Genomic DNA, 22,330 nt, shown 5'->3' with positions numbered 1-22,330 from the left:
GGCGCAGCGCTACTCAGCAACATGCATCAACGGCGCGGGGGCGGACCTATCTTCAAGGACCGGCCCCTCCAGTCTGAGACTATGCCCCTCCAGAACACCGTCCACCCGATAGTAGCGGCACAGGACATCTCTGGTCAAAACCGCGGCAGGCTCTCCCTCCGCGACCAGAGCGCCATCACACATCAAATGCACATAGTCACAGTAGCGCGCAGCGATACCGAGGTCATGAAATGATACGATGGCGGTACGTCCTCGCCGCTTCACCTCATCGAGCAAGCGCAGCTGGTAATGCAGATCCAGATGGTTGGTTGGCTCGTCCAGCACATAGACTTCGGGATCACAGGCCAGAAGCTGCGCGAAGTAACATCGCTGCAATTCCCCGCCGGACAGGCTCTCGGCATCCTGCTCCGCCTTGTCGGCCAGTCCCACCAGCTGCAATGCGTCCTCTGTCGCGCGTCCCCGGTCTCGGGCGGTCATTGCGCGCATGGTCAGCCCGATTTCCACGATATCAGCCGGCGTCAACCCGGACAGTAAGCCACCGCCCTGCACCAATGCGCCAACGCGTCGGGACCATGCCGCTGGGCTGAAACCCTGCTGCGGCTGGCCATCCAGCAGGACTTCGCCTGCCTGCGGCTGCAACGCGCGGTAGAGTGCCCGCAATACGGTGGTCTTGCCCGCCCCGTTTGGCCCCAGCAGCCCATGGAAACGACCACGACCGACCGACAGTGACAGGTTGCTCACGTAGGGCAGACCTCCAACCGCAATGGAGAGATCGCGAATTTCAAGGATGGGATCAGCGGACACGTGACATACCTCGCAATATGTAGATGAACGGCGGCGCCGCCAGCAAAGCCAGCAGGACCCCAAGCGGAAGCTCTTCCGGGGCCAGCACAACCCGGCAGGCCAAGTCGACAAGGATCAAGGTCACCGCCCCCAACACCATTGCCTGAGGAATCAAAACTCGGTGACGGGCGCCCACCAGCAAACGTCCCATATGGGGCAGGATCAAGCCGACAAACCCAACGATACCCGCAACCGCGACAGCCACACCTGTCAGAGCGACGGTAATGAGAAAAACAAGGACGCGCATACGTCCCACATGCACCCCAAGCGACAGCGCACGCTCATCACCGAGAAGTGTGGCATCCAGTTTTGACGTCGTGAAGAGGGCCAAAGCCAGGGACACAAGCAACACCGCAAACAACAGCGGAAGTTCCTGCCAATCGGTCCCTGCAGCGGTTCCCATCAACCAGCCCATGGCGTTGCGAGTCGCGTGGGGATCACCGACATAGAGGAAAAACGCGGTCAATGCCTGGAACATCAGGGACACGGCAACTCCCGCCAAGATCACCACCAACGGGTCGAGAGACCTCCCGCGCCGTGTGGATAGGCCGATGGTCAACAGGAACGCGGATGCCGCGCCCAGAAATGCAATCAACGGCAACCCAAGCGTCGTCGTGATACTGGCTGGAAACCAGATGATCGCACCCACAGCCGCCGCCGACGCACCGGAGGACAACCCCATCAGGTACGGGTCGGCCATAGGATTGCGCAGCGCCGTCTGCATCAACACCCCCGCAAGCGTCAGCCCCGCACCAATCATGCCAACCGCCAGTACACGTGGGACACGCCACTGCCAGATGATCAGAGACAGACCGCGCGGGGCGTCCTCGCTCCGCATGAGAATCGCCAACCGCTCGCTCCATGAGATCTCAGCCGTCCCCCATAGGATACCGGCCGCCATCGCGAGGAACAACGCAACGACGGACAGCGGCAGCAACAGTGGCGATCCCCGTGACACTTACTTCAACCCGGCGAGTTGGCGGTTCACGGTCTCGACCCCATCAACAAATCGCATGCCCAGCAGGGTTTCGGAAAAGGGCACGGTCACGAAGCGCCCTTCTTTCACCGCCCGAAGCTCACTCAGTACCGGATCGGTCTCCATATGCGCACGCTTGTCCGCAGCCGTGGACCAATCCGCTTCGATTAACAGGATCACATCCGGGTCGGCCGCCATCACACGCTCCCACGACAAGTCCACCCAAGTACCAGGCACATCGGCGCTGATACTCTCGAGCCCGGTCAGCTTGGCCAGCAGCGCAGGGCCACCGCAGCACCCGATCGAAAACGGCGTATCGGTGCCGCTATCATAGATGAATGCCGTTTGTTCCGCGCCTGCCGGGTCCTCCTGCACCTCATCGAGACGTGCCTTCAGCCCCGTTACAAGCTCTTCAGCACGGGCTTCGACCGCGAACAGCTTTCCGACAGTTTCGATGTCATGAAAGATCGGCTCGACCGTCAGCGGAACATCCTTCGGGTGTTTGACCTTGCAGGAGGCATCCACAAGATAGGTCCCGATACCCAGCCCGTGCCACTTCTCTGCGCCGCCCAAGTTGTCCTCGGAAAACGCTGACCCAAATCCTGCAAAGAGAAAGTCTGGTTCTTTCGCCAACACCACCTCGGCGGCGGGGTATTTCTCTGCCAGCACGGGGACACTGTTATACGCGGCCCGCCATTGCTCCGGAATTGCGTCGTCCATATAGGCCGTGCCGACCAGAGATTCCTCAAGGCCCAGGGCCAACATGACTTCTGTAGCCTGCTGGTTCAGGGTTATGGCCCGGGATGGCACGCTTTCAAACGTATGAGACACGCCGCAGCTTTCGACTTTGATAGGGTCAGCGTGTGCGGCGGAAGCAAAAAGACCAAGCGGCAGCAGCAGGCTACGCAGTTTCATGGGAGACTCCAGTTTGATGGAAAATAAGTGATTCAAGCCTGCCACCGCGCGCAAGAACGGTGGCGACAAAATTCTGAATGTCCGCACGGTCCGCCATGCGATACCAGTCCCCACGCGGGTAGTGCACGATCACCGGGCCGGCGTTGCAGGGAAAAACACAGCCCGTCGTGGTGACGAGACAACTGTCCGCAAGCCCTGCCCGACGGATTTCGACTTTCAGGACGTCGGCGAGGTTTGGGGCGTCTTTCACGTGACAGCGAGGCCCCGTGCAGACCAACAAGTGGTGCTGATGAGCTGGCGGCAGGTCCCAGCCCTTGCCTCTTTCCCCCTGTGGCTTCGCAGAAATTCGGCGCATTGGCAGCTCAGCCCGGGCGACTGCAGTGATCACGCCCATGTCACTTTCTGGGCTGGCAGAGAAATACAGCTCGGGCACTGGCAGGTCCTGCCGGGCAAGCCATGCGCCTGCAGCCCCGGGAAGCCATTTCTCCAATGACTGCGAAAACGGCAACCCCACGGGCCGCAGATCAATTCGTGTTGCGCCGCGTGCGCACAATTCATCAAGAGCAGACCAGAGGCCCGCTCCTTCCGCTTCCAGCCGGATCGCCAATGCAGGACCCGCAGTTGCGCCTTCGAGCTTTTGTGCCAACATGGCAAAGCGTTGCGCGCTCACATAGGTGGCGGAAATCAGGTAAAGATACGCGTGCATACCAACCTCCTGACAGGAGACGGGTCGCTGCGGTTCATAAGACCTTTGGCATCTGTCATCACGTCCTCCGCAGGCCCACCGCCCGCTTGGTTTACAGTCGTGATGGCAGGTCTCCTGACTTGCGGATCATTGCGCTCTCGTCCCTTCCCGATCCCGGTGGATCAGTGGTGCGTGACGGGGCACTTGCCGCTTACAGTTGCGGGGGCAGTTTCGGATTTGGCGCCTCTGGGCTCCTCCTCACCGAATTCCCTTTTCATCCCACTTGCCTTTGGCGTCGGGGAACCATCGCCCCTCTCTTGCGTCAGCAGCGCAATCCCTGTCAAGCGGCATGGCGAAACTGTCGTCGTTGCTTCAGACTGCATGATCACGCGAAAATATATATGCCACGTGCGCCGAGATAGACCATTCGATCACTTCCCGGGAGAAGGTCTCGTGCACAGATAGTGGTATGGAGCCTGTTCTTGACGGTCTTGTTTGCGCAATAGGTCCTGCCCAATGCCGTCTGCCTGCCGGGTCATGCCGGTTACCGCGGCAACGCCGCCTTGTCTTCGGCGCACTGCGCGACCTTGCGGCGAACGGTTTGGATCATCTTAAGAAATGGCTCTTTGGACACCGGCTTTGCCAATACCTCATCCATGCCCGCCGACAGGTAGTGAGCAGATTGCTCCGGCATCGTATTCGCGGTCACAGCCACAATAAACCCGGGTTCGCGCCCGCCTGCCTGCTCCAGAGAACGGATCCGTCGAGTGGTCTCGACCCCATCCATTCCAGGCATTTGAATATCCATCAAGATGATATCGAACGCCAGATCCCGCGCCAGTTCGATTGCTTCTGCTCCACTTGAGACGGATTGAACCCGGCAGGATGATGAGGACAGGAACTTTTCCAAAATGAACCTGTTTGTCTTGTTGTCGTCGACCACCAGAACATCCATCACGGGCATAACGGGCAATACATCTGAGAACGCGTCAGGGCGGTTTTCGAGATCCAAGATATCATCTGCCGGGATCAAGGGCAGTCTGATTTCGAATACCGCACCCTTCGTAGCGGAAGGAGCCAGCCGCAATTCCCCCCCCATCAGATGACAAAGCTCTCGGGAGATTGAAAGCCCCAGGCCAGTGCCACCGAATTTTCGCGTATCACTGCTATCGGCCTAACGAAACGGCTGGAAGATCGCATCACGAGCCTCGTCGGGCACCCCAGGCCCGGTATCGCTGACACGCACCAATAGGGTCATGCCATCGTCAATGGCTGTGGCGCTTATCAAAACCTGTCCGACTTCGGTAAACTTGACGGCGTTTGAAACGAGGTTGTGCAGTACTTGTCGAAACCGGTGAACATCCCCGTTGATAACCTTGGGCAAGCTGTCCTCGATGTCGATGCTCAACGTCAATCCCTTCTCGCCCGCCGTTGCCGCGAACAGGGAGCCTGCGCCCTTGACGATGTCTCGCAGAACGAAGGGGCTGTTTTCCAGCACCATCTGCTCTGCTTCGATTTTGGACAGATCGAGCACATCCCCGATCGTTGTGAGCAGAACTTGCCCAGAGCCTTCGATGACCTTCAGGTATTCCTGCTGCTCGTTATCCAACACAGTGTCGCTCAATACCGATACCATCCCCAGCACGCCATTCAGTGGTGTGCGTATTTCATGGCTGACATTGGCGAGGAAATTGGTCTTTGCGCGGTTTGCTGCCTCCGCATGTGCCAGCGCTTCACGAAGCGCCTCAGCGGAACGTTCTCTCTCGGTGATGTCGACAAGAGAAACCAGCCAACCCAGTAACGGCGTCTTGGTTTGGATCGGACTCTCGATCAAAGCCGTGCGTAAATCGAAGACATGCCCGCCGAGCCTAATCGGCTTGAGGCATTGGATTTCACCTGTCTTGCAGAGGTCGCTCAACATCGGCCCAACTTGGTCTAGCTGGTCGAGGGTCATCCCCTGATGCAAAATTGGCTCCCTGAACACATTCCTTGCCGCAGGGTTTGCGTCCGCAAGGCGTCCATCCGCGTCCATCAGGATCACTGGGTCGCGAGTGGCATAGAACATGAGGGTCCGCCCCTGAGATGCGGTGTCCATCATGGAATTGTTCACGAGAAGCCAGCTCAGCGCTATGAGCGAAACTGCAAATGTGAAGGGAGTCGGATCGAAGCCGAAAACAGTTAAATCCCACGCAATATAGGACAGGTTTGCCGCCATCGGCGCCGCGGTGATGATGATCAATGCCGCCAAAAATGGGCGGATCACATTCTTTGCTCTCAGAAAAGCAAACGCGAGCACCCCTAAAGCAATCACGAGAAATATATAGAGACCCGCGGCAACAACAAAAAACAAAGGCCCATGATCAAATTCGACATAGGTGTATGCCCCCTCGGTCACAAGCCGAGTATCCACACCATAGAGTAGATGTGTCTGTGCGTTCGTGAGAGCAATCGCGCTGACCAAAATGGGCGGCGACATATAGGCAAAAAGCCGGAGCGTTCGCCTTCTTTCGCGTGTGTTTGAGGTGTAATCGCAGACAAAGAATGTCCATGCGACCGGCAGCACGACGATCCCCGGCCAAGCCGCCAGAGACCATCCAATTTTGCAGGTTTCGCCCGGTGAGGCCAAGTCTAAAACAACGGTAAAAAGCCACCACAACATCGCGGTCAAGGTCAGAACAAAGGCCAGTTGCCCTGCGAATGAGTTGTTTCGTGTGATCCGAAACAGCACAACAGAACACACCACCCATAGGGCAGCTGCAGAGCCAGAGGCCAGATTCATTTCCAAGTTTAAAAGGCAGGTCATAATCTACCTTGCCAAATCAAGTCTACAGAATGTAACGCGCGATACTTGAGTCACATTGGAGCTTTTTGGGTTAAAATGCGAGTACTGCGTAACCGTCACAAAAAACAAACGAACGTGCGCAGAATGTGAGAGAATTGCTACCGTTCGGTTAACTGGACCCGATTCCTAGATTTCAAAATCTCTTCATATTCTCGCTAGGGCGCCTATCGGACTCTTTCTGACCTGACCGCGTCTAAGGCCTATTTGCAACGAACGCTCGACGCCGTTTCATTTTGACGGGCCATTCATGAAACGCATGCAGCGCGATGGACGAGGTTCACACCGAACAGATTGGATTGATCGACGGCCTACGACGAATTCTTGGCAGAGTTCTGTGAATCTGGCTTGAAGGGTTCGACCGATGCGTTTAAACGGGCTGGCGCTTCGCCTCAATAGCTCAGCTGGTAGAGCAGGTCCTTCGTAAGGACAAGGTCGGGGGTTCGAGTCCCTCTTGAGGCACCACCCACCCTTTCAGCTGTGGTCGGGAACACTCAAATATCCGTAAAATATGGTTATTCACGAAGCGATGCGGCTGCCGCTTGCCTATGAAGCGTAAAAATGCGCATGTTGTTACGCATATTTTCCGCATTTAGAGCGTGGTGCGTAATTCATGGCGACGTTTCGCAAAACCAAGACAGGCTGGCGGGCCGAGGTAGCCAGGGCGGGTGTGCGCGCCAGCAAGGTATTTCCATCCAAGAGGGAAGCGCAAGATTGGGCCAGCCGCAAGGAATATGAGATCCTGAACGGGTCGAAGATCTCGGCGAAGATGAAACTGCGTGATCTTTTTGAGCGGTACGCCCGTGAAGTGAGCTCGAAGAAGCGCGGATATAAATGGGAAGCGCTCCGGTTGAACCGATGGGGCCAATATGACCTTGGCGACAAGAGCCTCTCCGAACTCTCGCCTGCAGATTTCGCCGCGTGGCGTGACTCCCGGTTGCAAAAGGTGGCGCCCTCGACAGTGCGGCGAGAAATGACCCTCATGGGGTCTGTGTTCTCCGTGGCTCGGCGGGAATGGGGATTGATAGGGGATTCGCCTCTGACCGATGTGCGCAAGCCGCAAGAAGCAACTGCGCGGGACCGTCTGCCGACGAGCGCGGAGCTCGAGCGGCTTGAGCTTTCCGCAGGCAATGACCTCAACAATGCGACGGCACGCGCGTTTCACGCATTTTTGTTTGCCGGAGAAACAGCAATGCGTGCCGGTGAAATCGTCGGCATGAAGTGGGAGCACATCGACCTCGAGCGCCGGGTTGTGGATCTGCCCATGACCAAGAACGGGACCTCACGCCAAGTCCCGCTTTCACGCCGCGCCGTGGAGCTGCTGGAAGTGCTGCCAGAATCCGATCCCGTGTTTGCACTCGATTCACGGCAGTTAGACGTTCTGTGGCGCAAAGTAAGGGATCGAGCCGCGGTTGAGGGGCTGACGTTTCACGATTCACGGCATTGGGCGATCACGCAGCTCGCCAAGAAACTCGATGTGATGGATTTGGCGCGGATGGTTGGGCATCGAAACGTAAATCAGCTTCTGACCTACTACAACGAGAGCGCCGAAGACCTGGCGAAGCGGCTTGATCACTGATCGACGGTTGTTTCATCGATCAAAGATTGTGAGGCATTAGCGGTTGTGGTCACAAGCAATCTAGACCTGCGTACTCGCCGACTGGTAGTCCTGATATCGGGGAAGGTGCCAGTCATGTCCGGTTTGTGCCCTGCTCAAAGGTCAACTGGGCGCAGAAGCGGGTCTTGGCCAGGCTATACCGTTGGACGGCCGGTGCCTGCAGATTGTACCATTTGCAGAGTACTGGGATCTGCTATCCAGATTTAGGCCCCATGCCGCACGAGCATGGAGGGAGCAGACCTTCGCCGCAGGTGTAGCCACCAACCATCATCGAAAGGAGGGGCGCGGGACAAATCGCCGATTCACTTTGTTTGCCCCAATACCGGCTTCCGTACCGAGAGCTGGCACCAAGCCCGACGCGGCCTTGGGCTACTCCATGCTCGATGCAGCGACCGAGACGGCTGTAGGTCAAGGCGAGCACCAAATTTTTCACAGTGACCGGCAGGAGAATTTTCGCTGACTGTGCTGGCTCGAGCGAAGCAAGGCTGCAAAGTCCGTTCGCTTGACGTAACGAAAGGCATGTTCACATAACAGCTCCGCCTCAGAAATTTTGTTCGGCCAGCTGGAGATCGAGCTCTTCTACGCGAGAAGGCATAGGGCTTTCATATACGGCCAGTTCATAGGCAAGGTCCATGCGTACATCTGGTGGCACAACGAGACGCGCATCAAGTTTAAACCAGGCGGATGCATTTCGACCGCGTCTCTTGTACGCCTTGGCCTCGTGCCGCGAAACTAGCACAAATTTTCCTTCGCACCTCCAGGGGTCAAGTCCGCGCCGAGATCAACAGACTGTTGGACATACAGCATGAGGTGGCGCTATGTAAATATTTGAGCAAATCATGAGAAATCTCGCCCAATCAGGCAGAGACGGAAAGGGGCTGAAATTTGGGAACTAGTAAAGAGGCCTTCCGTTTCGTCGACCTCTTCGCTGGGCTGGGTGGCTTCCACGTCGCCCTGGATGAGTTGGAGGGGCGTGGTGTGTTCGCTGCAGAGAGAGAGCCCAAACTGAAGGCTCTATACAAGGTCAATTTCGGCGTCGGCGCTTGGGGTGATCTTAACGAGTTGCACAGCGACGAAATCATAGCCCGCAACGTGCCCGATCACCACGTCCTTACCGCGGGTTTTCCGTGCCAACCGTTCTCTAAAGCAGGAGACCAGTTGGGCTTTAAAGACACAAATCAGGGTAATCTCTTCTTCAAGGTGCATGACATTTTGCGAGTCAAGCGGCCACAATACTTCATCTTGGAGAATGTGCCCAACATCCTCAAACACGACGGTGGCCGCACCAAGATTACGATCATTCGCTTGTTGGAGGAGTTGGGCTACACCGTCGACGTAGAGCACTTCTCGCCTCACGATTTCGGCATTCCTCAGGTGCGAGACCGCGCATACTTCGTAGGATCACTCCAAGGCCTCGATCATTTCGAGTGGCCCGCGAAGCGTAAGGATCCAACTGAAATCCAATGGGTACTGCGCGACCAAGGGCATTCCAAGCGCGCCATCCCGAAACAGACGCTGCGTGCCATCGACATGTGGGGCGATTTCTTACGCCGCTCGCCAGCTTCGTTGAAGCTGCCTTCTTTCCCGATATGGTCGATGGAGTTTGGAGCAACCTATCCCTACTTCGACGAGACCCCAGCAGGGGTCTGGGCTCGCAGACCTATGCGGGGTCTTAGCCGCATGGGTGTCAAGGGCAGTTTTGGTCAGTCCCTTGATTGTTCACTCGACGAACAAATTGCGCGGATACCAAGCCACGCTAACCGCCTAGGTGACACGAATTTCCCAAAGTGGAAGCAGACCTTTATCAGGCAAAATCGCGAATTCTACGAGGCCAACTCCCACTGGATCGATCCCTGGATTGCGCAATGGAACCCGCAAAGCTTCCCGTCTAGCTTCCAGAAGATGGAGTGGAACGCGCAAGGAGAGGACCGCGTCATCGACAACTTCGTGTTACAGGTGCGCGCGTCGGGACTACGTGTCAAGCGGCCCACTACCTCCCCAAGTCTCATATCCTTCACGCAGACCCAAGTGCCTATCCTCGGTGCTAACCTGGCCGGCGAACGTCGTTACATGACTCCAGCCGAATGCGCTGAACTTCAGAGCCTCGGAGGTATCCAGTTGCCCGCGTCCGACATCGACGCGTACAGGGCCTTAGGGAATGCAGTGAACGCTCGCGTTGTTAAAGCAATCGCCGAACGGTTGTTGTGCGGGCTCATCCGGCCGACGCCGAGCATCACCTCTGACTTCGAAATACTACGAGCTGCTGAATGACTGATCACATCGAGCACGAAAACGACTTCGACGAGGAAGATCCGCGGGGCCTCTTCCTCGAGAGCATCGCCGAAGGGTTGGCAACTCTCTCCGAGGCTTCTGACACGCCGAACGGCGTTGATCCAGTTTCGTCAATTTTCAGCAGCGGTGACGTCGACTTCACCTCTGATGCGTGGATGAACAAACTGGCTGAGGTTCAAGGCTGGCTGAGCCTGAGCGAGGACCTCCCGCTCACGGGCGGTGATCCATTCCTTCAGGCACTAATCGTTGAATTCAAACTTGAACCCACCGACCTCCTTGCTGCGGAAGGCGCTCACCCACCGCTGAGTCTCCGTGCGCTCGAACGCCTGAACGAGCGGGTAGAGGCAGCCGGTCGACTACAACGAAATTTTTTTGAAGAACTTGAGGCCAATGGCACTAGCCGCGGAGCCGCTACCCAGTTGTGGGCTGACGCGTGGGCCGAGATCGACGCGGGCGAGGAAGCGGTGACCCCAGAGCCGATCACGGCAAAGGCCGACGTATGGCCGATCTATCAATTAACCATGAGACCGCCCAACCTAACGCCGTCGTACCAGCGTGGTGATGTATGGGCTAACAGCGACCGTCAGTCCCTGCTGGAGTCCATCCTTCGTGGCGTCCCTTTGCCATCCATCATTTTGCTGCGGACCGGGCCTTCTACACCTCATGAGGTCGTTGACGGCAAGCAGAGGCTCACTGCCATCCTTCGGTTCGTGGGAAAGCACCCTGTTGCAAAGAAGAAGGTGGCGGAGGTCACCGCTCGGCACAAAGATAAGAAGTTCAATGATGAAGGACGTCTTGATGACCAGGGTAAGAGGGATCTGACCGATCTTTTCAACGAAGATTACCCCGCGTTCCGCCGTGCGTGGAAAGCGTTAGAAGGTAGCCCACTCAAATCCACAGATGAGAACGAATATTACTTTCCATTCAAACTGCGAACGACCGGAGACGGCGGGTTGGTTGGCTCCTACCTTGAGCCTCTCCGCGGAAAGTACTACACGCAGATTAAGGCGCAAGTGATCGATGTCGCCGCTGAGCAAACCACCGTCGAGTACTTGTTTGAGGGTACTGCACAATACAAGATTCCCGTCATCGAATATACAAAGGCGAGTCAAGCCCAGATCCATGAGGTCTTTCGCCTTTACAACAAGCAGGGCGTACACCTGAATGCGGAAGAGATCCGTAACGCGGTCTACCACGAGGTCGAACTAACCCGCGCGACCCTTGCCGCAGCCGGCGACGCCGACCCGAACATTGACGTCGCCCAAATCGCTGAATCTCTGGCCGGTATCCGCGATCTTGACCACCTTGGTGAGGCGCTGACGGACTACGGTTTTGGGGGCACCCGCTACAAGCGTACTAAGGTTCTTGCTTGGGTCATCTCGGTCCTGGTGCATGACAGCAGAGAGGTCACCAAAGAGGGCGTCAAAGAGAAAGACTTGGCATCGACGAGCCGAAACATCGACCAGTTGTTGATCGCGATTCAGAAAAATAAGTCGCACCCGCTAGCCGACTCATCGACGTTGACCCAGCTGTTCTCGCTGCTGCTAAGAGCTGTCGAACTTCACTCATCGCACGATGAGTTGTGGTCGGATCACTTCAAGGATGGCGGCAAGGGCGCTAAGTGGCAGGAGCTCCAACTCGTAGGTTCCCTCGTCGGTATTGCCATGGCGTTGGCGGCCTCGCCAGACGATATTGAGGACCGCATCGAGGCCAATGCAGATGCTATCCGAACGGCGAGCGAGGAATCCGAGGACTGGCAACGCCCTGAAAAGACGCAGACCAAAACCCAGTGGGATTACATCGCCAAGATTACCAAAAGTCTTCTCGAACTATTGGATATAGACCCTGATGAAGCGGCTCAGGCTGTACGTCAGCAGTTTGGAACCTCCGGATACGCGTCGTTGCAGCGGATGCGCATCAAACCGAAAAGTTAAGAGCGGTGAAAGTAAACTCCCCACTCGTCGAGCACGTCTACTTCAATCCACCCTCTCCCAAAGAAGCGGACTCGTGGTGGGAGAGGTACAAGGCTCAACTCGTCGGATTGACTGACACAGCGCGTGCCTCTGTCGAAGCGGACTCCCGCTACATTCTGCAGCGCGGAATATTGGCAGCCGACACTACGAAGCTTGAAGAGTGGTCATCCAGCCGATCGCGCACGGGCCTCGTCATGGGCTCTGTCCAGTCTGGTAAGACCGCTTCTATGCTGGGTGTCTCAGCCTTGGCTATCGACCACGGCCTTGACATCATCGTCGTACTCGCCGGTACCAGTCTTTCCTTGTGGCGCCAGACCTATGAGAGGCTGGTGCAGCAGTTGGACTCGGGTGAGGAAAATGCACAGAAGATTAAGCGCCGCCTGTTATGTCCTAAGCGTGGCATTGCTCTGTCAGAACAGACCCACCCTCTAAGAACCACCTACCGTTTGCCGACGGCAGAGGTTCGGACACGGCTGAAACAGGGCAGACCTCTTATCATCGTGGCGATGAAGCAGACTGACCATCTGCATGCGTTGGGGGCAAGCCTTCGCGACAATGTTTTTAAAGAAGTTAAGGAGCTTGGTCGCCCGGTTCACATGCTCGTACTTGACGATGAGGCTGACGATGGCTCGATTCTCGATGCCGTCGTTGAGTCTTCGCAGGACCCCATTTACGGCAATCTAAAGCAGATCCCACGTGCGATCGCCAACCTCTGGGATCCTCCCCAAGGGTCGCCTGAAGATCTGTTCTCAACCTACATCGCTTACACTGCGACACCCCAGGCCAACCTCCTCCAGGAGGATCACAACCCCTTGGCGCCACGAGACTTCCTGATCTCTCTTCGCACGCCACTCGATGTCGGCCATCCAGTCGATACAATCAACCCTGGCAATCTCGATGCCCCTCGCTCATCGACTTACCCCGAGGCGGCTGGGATCCGTTCTTACTACACCGGCGGTGAGGTATTCTACCGCCGCGCAGAGGCGGCCAAACTGTGCGTGCCCACCACCGACTCGGTGCAACAGGACCTCGCCGACGCCGTCCGAGCGTTCTTGGTGGCGGGTGCGATCCGTCTAAACCGTTCTGGCAGGCTCGGCCCAACGTCCGCACTCGCAAAGCAGTTCGACACGAAGGAAGAAGCCCTCGCTAACGCGACTTCGCCCCACTCGATGTTGTATCACCCTTCTGCGGCAATTCAGCATCACTTCCTGGGTGCTGAGGACCTTCTGATCTGGGCGGGAGTTAGGGATCGAGCGACGGCTCGAAATATGCTCGAAGCAGGAGATACCAGGCTTCCGCACACGTTGGTGGAACAACTACTGGCAGACCCCGCCCCGTGGGCGCAATGGCTTGAAAAATACCGCAACTCCGCCAGAGTAATCGAGGGGGAGTTCGACGTCCTGCCACCGGCAAGTTTCCCGGACTGGCAGACGGTGGAAGACCTTTTGGTCAGGGAAGTGATCCCCGGAACCAGGATCGCTGTGGTCAACAGTGATCCTAACGCTGATGATCGCCCGACCTACGCACCGGTCCAAGATACAGACACCGGAAAATGGAGAGCAGCCCGTGACCTCTGCACGATCTTCGTCTCAGGGAATGTCATGGCCCGGGGGCTGACGCTGGAAGGGATGACCACGGCGTTGTTTCAGCGTTCATCGGCCAATCCGCTGGCAGACACCCAGATGCAGATGCAACGCTGGTTCGGCTACCGCGGGTCATATATCGAGCTGTGCCGCGTCTTTGCATCCAGCGACCAGCTCTCCCTCTTCCGTGACTATCACGATGTCGATGAAGCGGTTCGAACAGCCATCACCGAGCGCATGATGGGCGACGCCCCTAAACCTACCGTCTTGCAGGGGCTCAATTTCGAAGCCACAGGAAAGATCGCAGGCGTGGGGAATCTTCCACTATCACCAGGCGCACGCCCCTTCATTACAGTCATCAATGATAGCGGGCAGCAGGATCCCAATGCACAAATCGTGGCTGGACTCTTCGCCCGGCCATCCAGCGACCTCACTGTCGCCAAAGTGCTGCGGGGTCGGATCCTAGATGCTCCGCTCGAACTGACCGAGGCCGCCGACGTCTTGGATCGCCTCACTTTCGCGGATTACCGACCTGGGAGCGAGGGGTTTCACGCAGACATCTGGCGTGGTATCGAAGCCCGCGCAAACGCGGTCGCCACACTGGCCGATGCACCTCTCTACCGCCCTCCGGTGAGGAAAGGTAGGGGAGACCAGCCAAGGCGGGCCTGTCCTTATGCCATCGCCGCCTACCTTAGGCTTTGGTCGGCCAGCCTCACTCGGTCGATCACAGGCCTATTTGTCACCGGTCAGCCCGGTGATCGATGGTCCTACGCCGACCTGGCGCGCAAGAACGCTGAGCAGCCACGGTTTTGGGTCGGCATTCGTTACGGAGATGGCGCCACCATATCCAAAGGTCCGCTGACACGTCTCCCATTTAACATACGCGCTACCACAAAGAGGGTGACCGGAGGCGAACTCAAGACCACTTGGGGTGCGAGTGACCCCAACGCCGGCCCGAACCAGTATCGCGGAGATGTCTACTTCGACTACTACCATCGTTCCGCTAACGTGCCGTCGAACGACAACACTGGGTGGCGACCCAGCGGCTCCGACGGTCAAATTCTCTTCTACGTCAATCAACATTCAGACGACAAACACCCCACGGTCGCGGTTGGTGTCTGTCTCCCTGCGGGAGGTCCGGAGCAGTTTTCAGCCACCCGCGCTGGGGCGACCATCGTTTAGGAGGAACCCCCATGACCACCTACGAAGCAGTCCTGAAACAGATCAACGTCGTTCCAGCCGGCGCAATCGGAGATGACCGAGCCATAACTTGGTTGACTGATGCGAAGGTGGTCGGGATCGCTCGGAATAGTCGCGGCCACTTGGAACTGTTCCTTGCAGGCGACGAGTTAAGGCCTCGGACCGGCACAGTGAAGGCTGCGATGCGCTACCACTCCTGGCACCGTGACAGCCTGCCTCCGCTGAACGCCAACCGCATTTGCTTACCCGCGCTGGGGCATTTCGACCAGGTAGGCGCATTTATTGCCGCAGAACTGCTGCGCGAGAAGGCTGACGTTGATTTGGAGCGCGCCTTTGCCGTCACCGAGCCGCTGATCGAACTCGCCATTAATCGTATGGAGATCTCCGAGAACGCGATCCTCGGTCTCGTCGGGGAACTGCTCCTACTCGACGCTCTTTGTCGCCGCGCTGCCGATCCTCAGGTCGGGCCAATCGTTCAGGCTTGGGATGGCTGGCGCCGCTCGGCAAGGGACTTCACATGGGAAGGCACGGGCGTAGAGATAAAAACCACTACTCGCACCACCTCAAGTCACGCTGTCCATGGCGTCCACCAAATCGAACCTACCCCTGTCAGTGATGACGACACAGGTGAAGCGCGCCTTTTCCTCGTAAGCATCGGTCTGTGCGAAGCAGATCTCAATGCGTCTGGATTGTCGATCCCTTCCTTGGTGGAGAGCATTATTGGGCGCCTCAACGCCACCGGGGCGAGGGGTTTGGTCGACGAATTCCTAAAGCGCGTGTCTGTGTATGGTGCGGAGTCGGGCGTTGGATACGAGCATGCCTCGATGGTCAACGAGGCACCGTTCACGACTACATTTAGCGTGACCTTTGTTCGCGGGTACGACATGACAGACTCGGCCGTCCAGGTCCTGCGGCGCGATGACCTCATCACGCATCAGCATGTGGATGCCCAGTCAGTCACCTTCCGCGTGGAACTTCCCGCGACGATCAGTTTGGACAACCCCATTGTAGGCGCCAGACGCGTCGTGGGCGCGATCCTGAGACTGGACAGTTAGGGACGCGTAATACTGACCTCCGAAGGATAGGTTGGCCTTGGTTTGAATAGCCGACACGCGCACGGCTAACGTCAATTGGTTCGATGATGTACGTCGGCTATGACCTGCCCGTTAAAGCTGACAGCATGGCCCGTACACAACGTTAATGCTTGGAGACGCATCTGCGGTCGACCTGCAGCTGAATTAGCTGAGCTGTACCCGGCGGGTCTTGCCGCTTCCGCTAGCTTTCAGTTCTCCACTATTGATTTTACGCCGGATAGTGGAGGGGTCGCATTTCAAGATGCGCGCTGCCTCCGGAATGGAAAGCCAATCTTCCCGGCGCGACAGTTCTGCCGATGCAAGTAGCTTTTCGATCTTGGTAAGCCGATCAATGAGGTCACTTAGCGCGCCAGCATCAACCGCGATGAGTTGTTGGGTCATATACTATCCTTCATTGCTGCGGGAGCAATCATGTCTTTGGGTTTGTATCGTGAGTGGTGGTCAGCGCGGTGCTGGCGCAGGAGGTTGACCATTGTAGGGGCAATCCGGACGGCCATCGCTCGCACGGCGAGGCACGCGCGCGGAGGCGGTCTTGATCCAGTGGCTCAGGGCGCTTTGGCGCGAGTTGCCGGTGCTTTGAATGCCTAGGAGATCGACCAGCCAAAGGTATTCATCGTGACACCACGCATCTGGCTCTGGCGATGCAATGTGGCCGCCAAGATCAATGAACTGCTGTGACCTGTGGTGCATGGGTGTGGCTCTGAGCGTTTCGGTCGCCGTGTAAATGGATTGGATGTTGGTTTCGGCTGAAAGTGCGCGGGCGGTGGGCAATTTGGAGGATTGAGCCGCCCGCGCCTGATCCGCACCGCAAGGCGGGTGCGAAACCTCGGGAACCCCATCGGCGCGCAATCCTCCAGCGCGGCGCGGGTGTTCGCTATTCGGGCAAGGGCGGAGCCCGCGGGGGCCGTCCGCCATGGATGCGGAACCTTGAGAGATAGGGTTTGTCATTGCGGGTGCGCCTCGCCTTACGCCGCATGGGGGCCGTGCGGGGTGATCTGGCGATCCGCCATTACGCGACGCACTTTGTGGCCGACGCGCTCCAAGACCTGTTCGGTGGGTTCGGGTGTGGGGGCCGGGCGCTCGATCAGATGCGCAGCCCGCAGGCGTGCCGGGTCAAAGCCCTGGCCGCGTGCGGCTTTCAATGTGGCCCATGCGGTTGTGAACAGGTGCGGGCTGTCAAGGTGGTCCTCAGGCGAGCCAGCAATCTGCTGCGCGTTCCGAAGCACGGTTTCCAGTCTGTCTTGCATTCAATCCTCCATCGGTTGATGGGGTGAATAGATACGGATAATTCGTATTGGTCAATGGGTGTTGTGCGAAAAAATCGTACATTGAGTGCCTAGGTGGGGCTTGTTAGGAATCTGAAAAGAGTACAAAAGGAGAACAAAAACGGGAATCGAATGATATACAGGCTGGTTGCCAAGTTGCTTTTGCCGCTTGGGGTGAATTTGAATTGGGTGTTCGCGCCTTTTGTTTGGTGGCGCGTTAGTCGAGGTGCTTCACGATCTCTTGAAGAACGTCGGCGGGAAGTCGAGCGGGGTCTCCCCCGAGAATGAAGTTGTAGTCGACTTGAAAGGCGCCGAGGAAATAGCTCATTAAGCGTACAGATGGTGAGCCTGATTGCTCCTGCGAGCGGAAGGTCGTGTACTTAATCCCTGCCTTTTCGGCGAGTTCCTTCTGGGACAGGCCAGTCATCATGCGTGCTGCAATGAGGCGCTTGTGGATAGCCTCTGCTGAAGTGTTGCCGCGAAGGCATCGCTTTTCGATCTCTAGATAATCCATGTGCCTGTACTCGCCGAAGTACGGAAAATTCGCATCAAGAAACGATTGCATCGTTGTAAGTGCGAAAATTTCGTAATATTGGGGTTGTATGGATACTCGCGATTTTATCAATGCTATCGGCGGCTACCGCCGCGTTGCCGTGCACCTCGGAAAGGGGAGCACGACCGTCCACACACACATGCAGGCGGGTAAATTGCCTGCATCTTGGTATGATGCACTCTGTCGGCTTGCTGGGCAAAAGGGCGTAGCAATGCCGCCTCGATCTCTTTTCACCTTCCTCACCCTCGAGGACGAAAGTGGTCGAGAAGACAGGGGTGCAGCCGCATGAGCCGCCCGCGTCTAACCCTGATTGTGAACAATGATGTGCCATGCGACCAGCCTGGCACGTCAGCTGACCAAGCGTCTTGGTCAAATCAGTTGGATCCTTATGCGCTGAAGGACAGCGCCCCTGACCTTTGGTCGGCCTATTTCCACGCGCGGTTTCACAGCCCGCGCGAGGTGGCGCTGTTCTGCGATGTCTCGTTCCAGACTGCGCTGAACTGGTGGGGCGCCGTGACCGCGCCGGCCAGCCATACCGCATTGCTGATGATCCTGACCGATCCCGGCGCGGCGGCGTTTTTCCAAGACCAACTGGCGAGGGCGGCATGATGGCGCAAACCACGTCACCCCGCATCGAACGGATTGCTTACCAGATCTGGTGGTTGATCCATGACAGCGCTGGGGAATGCACGCTGCGAGATATGGCAGCGTTTACCGAGGCATCTACGCAAACCTGCTCGCAAATATGCCGCTATCGCGGCTGGGCTGGGGCTTACCGCAAAATGGCGCATAGCCATGCGGTCGATAATGGTCCGCTGATGATCGCGACGCTGGATAGCGAACTGTCGGCTCTGTTCCGGGAGGCGGCCTGATGTTGAATGCAGTTGGATTGCGTCCGGTGTCGTCGGATGAGTTGCCAGAATACCCGATCTCGGCGGAAGTCCGGTTGGACTCGCATTACTTCATGCCGTTCAACCATGATCGCTATGACCGCAGTGACTTTCGGCGCAAGGCCTACCGCGATCCGGAGGTTGGTTTCTTTGGCATGGAGCTGTTCTTCAAGTCGCATGGTGAGGCCCCCTTGGGGACTTTGCCTACAGATGACGACAGCTTGGCCTTTCTGCTGGGTCTGCCGTTAGAGCGGTGGATCTCGCTCAAAGAGCGGGCGTTTAACCCGCTTTATAACTGGCACCCGGTGCGCTGTGACAATGGCGCAATTCGCCTGGCGCATCCGGTGGTGCAAGAGGTGATGGAGGCCGCGCTGCGCGGTCACCTGGAGCACAAGGCCAGCAATGAAGACAAGGCGGTCTATGCACGGCGCAAGCGGCTGATCGAGGTGCTGCGCGATATCGGCTGCAGCGAGGATCTGTGTTCCGATGAGCTGGCCGTGGCTTGGGTGGATGACTGGCTACTCAAACACCACCCAGGTCAGCGGCGCATGCCGCAGTTCCAAGCCTCCATCGGACGTGCCCTCAAAGAGGCCGTCTCTGAGGGCATTGTGGGTCGCCCGCGCCGCGCTCCCTGAAATCATTGAATAAATCCGGCCACCTGTGGGCGGAACAGAACGGAACATACCAGAACAGTTCCGAACAGAATGGAACAGTTCCAGACATAAGAGAGGAAATGAAATGAGAGAATATGAAATGAGATTTCGTTCCGCTCCCGCTCGGGCCGAGCAGCCTGTGGATATGTCGGAACGCTGAGAAGAAGAGGTGCAGAAATGGATGCGAAAGAACAGGCAGCCGGTGAGGCGCGAGTGCAGGATTTGTTGATCACACCGCTGGAGGCGTTAGGGCTGGCGCGGCCCTCGACGCTGACCAAAGCGCAGTTTGCGGTGATGCTCCGTGAGCTGCGTCAGAAACTGGCGTATATGACCCCGGCCAACCTTGCGATCTTGCGGGATTGGGTTGAGGCGCACCCGGGCGGCAAGGATAAGGACAGGTTCCCCATTGGGCTGAAGATCCTGAACAAGGCGCGCGATATCCAGCTTCCGGGCAACGGGCCTTCGCCGTTGTTGTTGAAGGCCTTTGCAGAAGAACTTGGACATAAGGCGCTGGCCGAGGGCTGGGCACCGGAGTTGCTGCGCTACCTGCGCGGTGCGCGCGTTTGGCCGGGGCCGTACACAATCACCCAGATCCGCAATGAAGCGGACGGGGCTGTCCGCCGGATGGCGGATATCGAGATGCGCGTTGGCCGTGGGGATCGGTTGTCGATGGAGGATGAGAGCTTTCGCGCCCGCCGGATTGAAGCGCTGCAGAAATGCCGGGAGATCGCAGACCAGGCGCAGCGAGGCGCAGCAGCATGAGCGAGCATGTTGTGATCGTCGCATCTGATGGCGTGGCGGATCTGACCCCGGTGGCAAAGTTCATGGCGGCGCGCCAGCTCCGCCTGCAGGCAGAGGCGGACCGCATTGAAGCAGTGAAAGCGCGTGGTCATGTGCCCGAGGTTTGCGGTGACGCCATCCCAGAGGCGCCGGCCCGTGGTGCCATCCGGGTGTTCCAGCCGATGAGCCTGTTTCCCGATGGTGAAAACGACTGGAAAGCCCGCCCCTCGGGCTATCGTGGCCGGTCGGCCATGCAGCGGGCGGATGTGTTCGACGTGATGGCGGCCAAGGCGGCCAGCAACGGCAAGCCCGCGCCCTTCACGCGCGAGCAGGTGGCGGCTGGGCGCTACTACCGGGATCTGGTCGAACGCCATGCCTGCGCCGGTGTCCGGTGTTCGTCTGTTGAGGCGCTCCGCAGCGGTGGTGGTGGCAGTGGCAGCTTCATCGATGCAGCGCTGCGGGATCGCGAAGAGATCGAGCGGATCCGAAGGCGCATCGGTACTGGCACTGCCATGGCCGTGCGCAAGATCCGCCCGTCCAAACGCGGTTCACGCGTGAACATCACGGCTCGGCGGCTGATAGATATGGTGTGTCTGGAGGACAAGCCGATCAGCGCAGTGCTGCGGGCGCATGGGTGGAGTGTTCAGGGGCAGACCTCTGGTACGTTGCGACAGGCTTTGACGGAGGCGTTGGGGCGGATGGTTTGGCGAGGGCTTAAATGAGCCCGATGCGGTTATCCGACGCGGATGCCGCATATCGGCAACATTAGTCGGCCATGCCATCCTCAAACTACCTAAGCCCAAATTAAACGTGCTAACCAATCGATGAGCAAAGGCTCGTTCTAATTGCTACGATACAGCAACAAATTTGAGGTGATCCAAAAAATGGAAACACCAAACGCGATCATGAGATGGAAGCGCCAAGGATAAGATAGTGCATAAAGAATTTAATGAAATGAAAACGGATGTAGATCAAGGCAGGACGCCTACATCTACGGTCCGAGAGCTTCTCCGTTGGTTTGGCGCACGCAGACGGCGCACGGGGATCGTAAAAAAGATTCAGTCAGAGCTAGATGATGCTGGGATAATTACCAGCCCAGACTTCACTAAGGTATGGATAGACGCTGAGATTACCTTCAAAAAAGCACATACAGTAGCTGCCGCAACCACACCCGCCGGAGAACATCCAAGCGACTCTAAGGCCACGGAAGCCCCCCGAGAAGCAAGCTTCCTCATCAGTATGCTAGAAGCCGCTAACCGCGGAGTGATATCAGTCCAGCCGCAAGATAGCGTTGAGAAGGCTATTACCCTTATGCTGGCGCATGATTTCTCGCAACTCGCGGTCATGACGAACGAGCGGACGTTGAAGGGTACCATCTCTTGGAAAACAATAGGCAAACGTTTGAGTCACGAGAACAACCTGAAGGAAGCGAAGGACGCGATGGAAGCGGCTTTCGCGCTAGAGGATTCCGAGCCACTCTTTAAGGCAACGAAGCAAATTATCGATCACGAATTTGTTTTCGTACGTTCTTCAGTAGATCAGAAAGTCACAGGGATCGTCACTGCAACGGACTTGAGTGAACAGTTCCAGTCACTCTCAGAACCATTCCTCTTGATTGGTCAAATCGAGAATCAAGTTAGAAAAATGTTGCATGAAAAGTTTTCCGTCTCAGAGCTTCAGGAGGCTTGTAGTGATGCAGATCCCAGTAGGAGAGAAAAAATCCAATCTGTTGCCGACCTCACGTTTGGTGAGTATCTCCGGCTTTTTCAGAAGCCAGAGAAATGGGATAAACTTGATCTGAGTGTCGATAGAGGCGTATTTTGCGATGAGATGAATAGTGTGCGAGAAATTCGAAACGATGTAATGCACTTCGACCCAGATGGTATTGAAGATGAGCACTATGATCAGTTAAGAAGGTTCTCTAGATTGCTGGACGAACTTGATTCACTGGGGCAATAGTTTCAAATGAGCGCGTAGCGTCAACTGAACGCGTGGTGCTAGCTTGGGATTTCCGAGACACACTTTTATCATTAATCATGGTCAGGGTGCGCGACGTTGCGAACTTCGTTCCTACTCAGCCCAGCCGTTCACAAGCCCCCTTGACGCCAATGTCACCGGCATGGCAGTAAATATGCATCATCACTAAATGCGCCCACGGGAAACCGGAGGGC

The 22,330-nt window shown here is 57.2% G+C and carries 19 protein-coding genes, 1 tRNA gene, 1 pseudogene and 1 riboswitch; of the genes and pseudogenes, 12 read left to right on the top strand and 9 right to left on the bottom strand.

Annotated features, from left to right (window positions below; genetic code table 11):
* Positions 1-9 precede the first annotated feature (9 nt).
* From R0J92_RS19820 to R0J92_RS19800, 5 genes and pseudogenes are all read right to left on the bottom strand, one after another.
* Positions 10-804 (bottom strand): ABC transporter ATP-binding protein, encoded by a 795-nt coding sequence (locus R0J92_RS19820; protein WP_411052873.1) that lies wholly within the window; start codon positions 802-804, stop codon positions 10-12.
* Entirely contained in the window at positions 794-1,780 is a 987-nt protein-coding gene (locus R0J92_RS19815) for a FecCD family ABC transporter permease (RefSeq protein WP_411052872.1), read from the bottom strand. Before R0J92_RS19815 ends, R0J92_RS19820 begins: the two co-directional genes overlap by 11 nt.
* Before the next feature lie 21 nt (positions 1,781-1,801).
* Positions 1,802-2,734, bottom strand: coding sequence for an ABC transporter substrate-binding protein (locus R0J92_RS19810; RefSeq protein ID WP_411052871.1), 933 nt, complete (start codon positions 2,732-2,734; stop codon positions 1,802-1,804).
* On the bottom strand, positions 2,721-3,440 hold the full coding sequence (locus R0J92_RS19805) for a (2Fe-2S) ferredoxin domain-containing protein (RefSeq protein ID WP_411052870.1): 720 nt from the start codon (positions 3,438-3,440) through the stop codon (positions 2,721-2,723). Before R0J92_RS19805 ends, R0J92_RS19810 begins: the two co-directional genes overlap by 14 nt.
* Before the next feature lie 86 nt (positions 3,441-3,526).
* Positions 3,527-3,742, bottom strand: a riboswitch (cobalamin riboswitch).
* A 221-nt stretch (positions 3,743-3,963) separates the two neighbouring features.
* A pseudogene (locus R0J92_RS19800) lies at positions 3,964-6,198 on the bottom strand (histidine kinase N-terminal 7TM domain-containing protein).
* A 449-nt stretch (positions 6,199-6,647) separates the two neighbouring features.
* On the opposite strand from R0J92_RS19800, the gene R0J92_RS19795 reads away from it, so the two are divergent.
* The 6 genes from R0J92_RS19795 (at position 6,648) to R0J92_RS19770 (ending at position 15,979) form a co-directional block, all read left to right on the top strand.
* Positions 6,648-6,723 (top strand) — tRNA-Thr (locus tag R0J92_RS19795).
* Between the two features lie 148 nt (positions 6,724-6,871).
* Positions 6,872-7,837: a tyrosine-type recombinase/integrase gene (locus tag R0J92_RS19790; protein WP_411052869.1), complete on the top strand. Its 966-nt coding sequence runs from the start codon at positions 6,872-6,874 to the stop codon at positions 7,835-7,837.
* Positions 7,838-8,761: 924 nt separating this feature from the next.
* Complete coding sequence (locus R0J92_RS19785) at positions 8,762-10,147, top strand: DNA cytosine methyltransferase (protein ID WP_411052868.1); 1,386 nt, start codon at positions 8,762-8,764, stop codon at positions 10,145-10,147.
* Entirely contained in the window at positions 10,144-12,102 is a 1,959-nt protein-coding gene (locus tag R0J92_RS19780; protein WP_411052867.1) for a DUF262 domain-containing protein, read from the top strand. The genes R0J92_RS19785 and R0J92_RS19780 overlap by 4 nt, the downstream gene beginning before the upstream one ends.
* A gap of 284 nt (positions 12,103-12,386) precedes the next feature.
* Positions 12,387-14,906, top strand: a complete 2,520-nt coding sequence (locus R0J92_RS19775) for a Z1 domain-containing protein (protein WP_411052866.1) — start codon at positions 12,387-12,389, stop codon at positions 14,904-14,906.
* An 11-nt stretch (positions 14,907-14,917) separates the two neighbouring features.
* Positions 14,918-15,979, top strand: a complete 1,062-nt coding sequence (locus R0J92_RS19770) for a PD-(D/E)XK motif protein (protein WP_411052865.1) — start codon at positions 14,918-14,920, stop codon at positions 15,977-15,979.
* A gap of 183 nt (positions 15,980-16,162) precedes the next feature.
* Here the strand turns inward: R0J92_RS19770 and R0J92_RS19765 are convergent, their stop codons facing one another.
* From R0J92_RS19765 to R0J92_RS19750, 4 genes are all read right to left on the bottom strand, one after another.
* Complete coding sequence (locus R0J92_RS19765) at positions 16,163-16,399, bottom strand: helix-turn-helix domain-containing protein (RefSeq protein WP_110365856.1); 237 nt, start codon at positions 16,397-16,399, stop codon at positions 16,163-16,165.
* Positions 16,400-16,459: 60 nt separating this feature from the next.
* The gene (locus R0J92_RS19760) at positions 16,460-16,933 is read right to left on the bottom strand and encodes a hypothetical protein (protein WP_411052864.1); all 474 of its coding nucleotides are present in this window, start codon (positions 16,931-16,933) and stop codon (positions 16,460-16,462) included.
* A 50-nt stretch (positions 16,934-16,983) separates the two neighbouring features.
* Positions 16,984-17,265, bottom strand: coding sequence for a hypothetical protein (locus R0J92_RS19755; protein ID WP_411052863.1), 282 nt, complete (start codon positions 17,263-17,265; stop codon positions 16,984-16,986).
* 235 nt (positions 17,266-17,500) lie between these two features.
* A complete protein-coding gene (locus R0J92_RS19750; protein WP_411052862.1) occupies positions 17,501-17,848 on the bottom strand; it encodes a helix-turn-helix domain-containing protein in 348 nt (115 codons plus the stop codon).
* Positions 17,849-18,214: 366 nt separating this feature from the next.
* On the opposite strand from R0J92_RS19750, the gene R0J92_RS19745 reads away from it, so the two are divergent.
* From R0J92_RS19745 to R0J92_RS19720, 6 genes are all read left to right on the top strand, one after another.
* Complete coding sequence (locus tag R0J92_RS19745; protein ID WP_411052861.1) at positions 18,215-18,445, top strand: hypothetical protein; 231 nt, start codon at positions 18,215-18,217, stop codon at positions 18,443-18,445.
* The gene (locus R0J92_RS19740) at positions 18,442-18,708 is read left to right on the top strand and encodes a hypothetical protein (RefSeq protein WP_106165703.1); all 267 of its coding nucleotides are present in this window, start codon (positions 18,442-18,444) and stop codon (positions 18,706-18,708) included. The genes R0J92_RS19745 and R0J92_RS19740 overlap by 4 nt, the downstream gene beginning before the upstream one ends.
* Positions 18,708-19,361, top strand: coding sequence for a hypothetical protein (locus tag R0J92_RS19735; protein WP_411052860.1), 654 nt, complete (start codon positions 18,708-18,710; stop codon positions 19,359-19,361). Before R0J92_RS19740 ends, R0J92_RS19735 begins: the two co-directional genes overlap by 1 nt.
* 195 nt (positions 19,362-19,556) lie before the next feature.
* The gene (locus tag R0J92_RS19730; protein WP_411052859.1) at positions 19,557-20,141 is read left to right on the top strand and encodes a hypothetical protein; all 585 of its coding nucleotides are present in this window, start codon (positions 19,557-19,559) and stop codon (positions 20,139-20,141) included.
* Entirely contained in the window at positions 20,138-20,881 is a 744-nt protein-coding gene (locus R0J92_RS19725; RefSeq protein ID WP_411052858.1) for a hypothetical protein, read from the top strand. Before R0J92_RS19730 ends, R0J92_RS19725 begins: the two co-directional genes overlap by 4 nt.
* 211 nt (positions 20,882-21,092) lie before the next feature.
* Positions 21,093-22,118 carry a CBS domain-containing protein gene (locus R0J92_RS19720; RefSeq protein WP_411052857.1) on the top strand — a complete coding sequence of 342 codons (1,026 nt, stop codon included), beginning with the start codon at positions 21,093-21,095 and terminating at the stop codon, positions 22,116-22,118.
* Positions 22,119-22,330: the final 212 nt, after the last annotated feature.

The sequence above is a fragment of the Tritonibacter sp. SIMBA_163 genome, assembly GCF_046535935.1.
Classification (GTDB): domain Bacteria; phylum Pseudomonadota; class Alphaproteobacteria; order Rhodobacterales; family Rhodobacteraceae; genus Epibacterium; species Epibacterium scottomollicae.
The sequence above is the reverse complement of the archived record's forward strand: the minus strand, read 5'-3'. Positions and strand labels throughout refer to the sequence as shown.

Bases quoted from the DNA above. Each gene is read 5' to 3' on its own strand.
- R0J92_RS19810 (WP_411052871.1), bottom strand. From the start codon at position 2,734: ATGAAACTGCGTAGCCTGCTGCTGCCGCTTGGTCTTTTTGCTTCCGCC.
- R0J92_RS19805 (WP_411052870.1), bottom strand. From the start codon at position 3,440: ATGCACGCGTATCTTTACCTGATTTCCGCCACCTATGTGAGCGCGCAA.
- R0J92_RS19790 (WP_411052869.1), top strand. From the start codon at position 6,872: ATGGCGACGTTTCGCAAAACCAAGACAGGCTGGCGGGCCGAGGTAGCC.
- R0J92_RS19780 (WP_411052867.1), top strand. From the start codon at position 10,144: ATGACTGATCACATCGAGCACGAAAACGACTTCGACGAGGAAGATCCG.
- R0J92_RS19770 (WP_411052865.1), top strand. From the start codon at position 14,918: ATGACCACCTACGAAGCAGTCCTGAAACAGATCAACGTCGTTCCAGCC.
- R0J92_RS19765 (WP_110365856.1), bottom strand. From the start codon at position 16,399: ATGACCCAACAACTCATCGCGGTTGATGCTGGCGCGCTAAGTGACCTC.
- R0J92_RS19760 (WP_411052864.1), bottom strand. From the start codon at position 16,933: ATGGCGGACGGCCCCCGCGGGCTCCGCCCTTGCCCGAATAGCGAACAC.
- R0J92_RS19755 (WP_411052863.1), bottom strand. From the start codon at position 17,265: ATGCAAGACAGACTGGAAACCGTGCTTCGGAACGCGCAGCAGATTGCT.
- R0J92_RS19750 (WP_411052862.1), bottom strand. From the start codon at position 17,848: ATGCAATCGTTTCTTGATGCGAATTTTCCGTACTTCGGCGAGTACAGG.
- R0J92_RS19740 (WP_106165703.1), top strand. From the start codon at position 18,442: ATGATGGCGCAAACCACGTCACCCCGCATCGAACGGATTGCTTACCAG.
- R0J92_RS19735 (WP_411052860.1), top strand. From the start codon at position 18,708: ATGTTGAATGCAGTTGGATTGCGTCCGGTGTCGTCGGATGAGTTGCCA.
- R0J92_RS19730 (WP_411052859.1), top strand. From the start codon at position 19,557: ATGGATGCGAAAGAACAGGCAGCCGGTGAGGCGCGAGTGCAGGATTTG.
- R0J92_RS19725 (WP_411052858.1), top strand. From the start codon at position 20,138: ATGAGCGAGCATGTTGTGATCGTCGCATCTGATGGCGTGGCGGATCTG.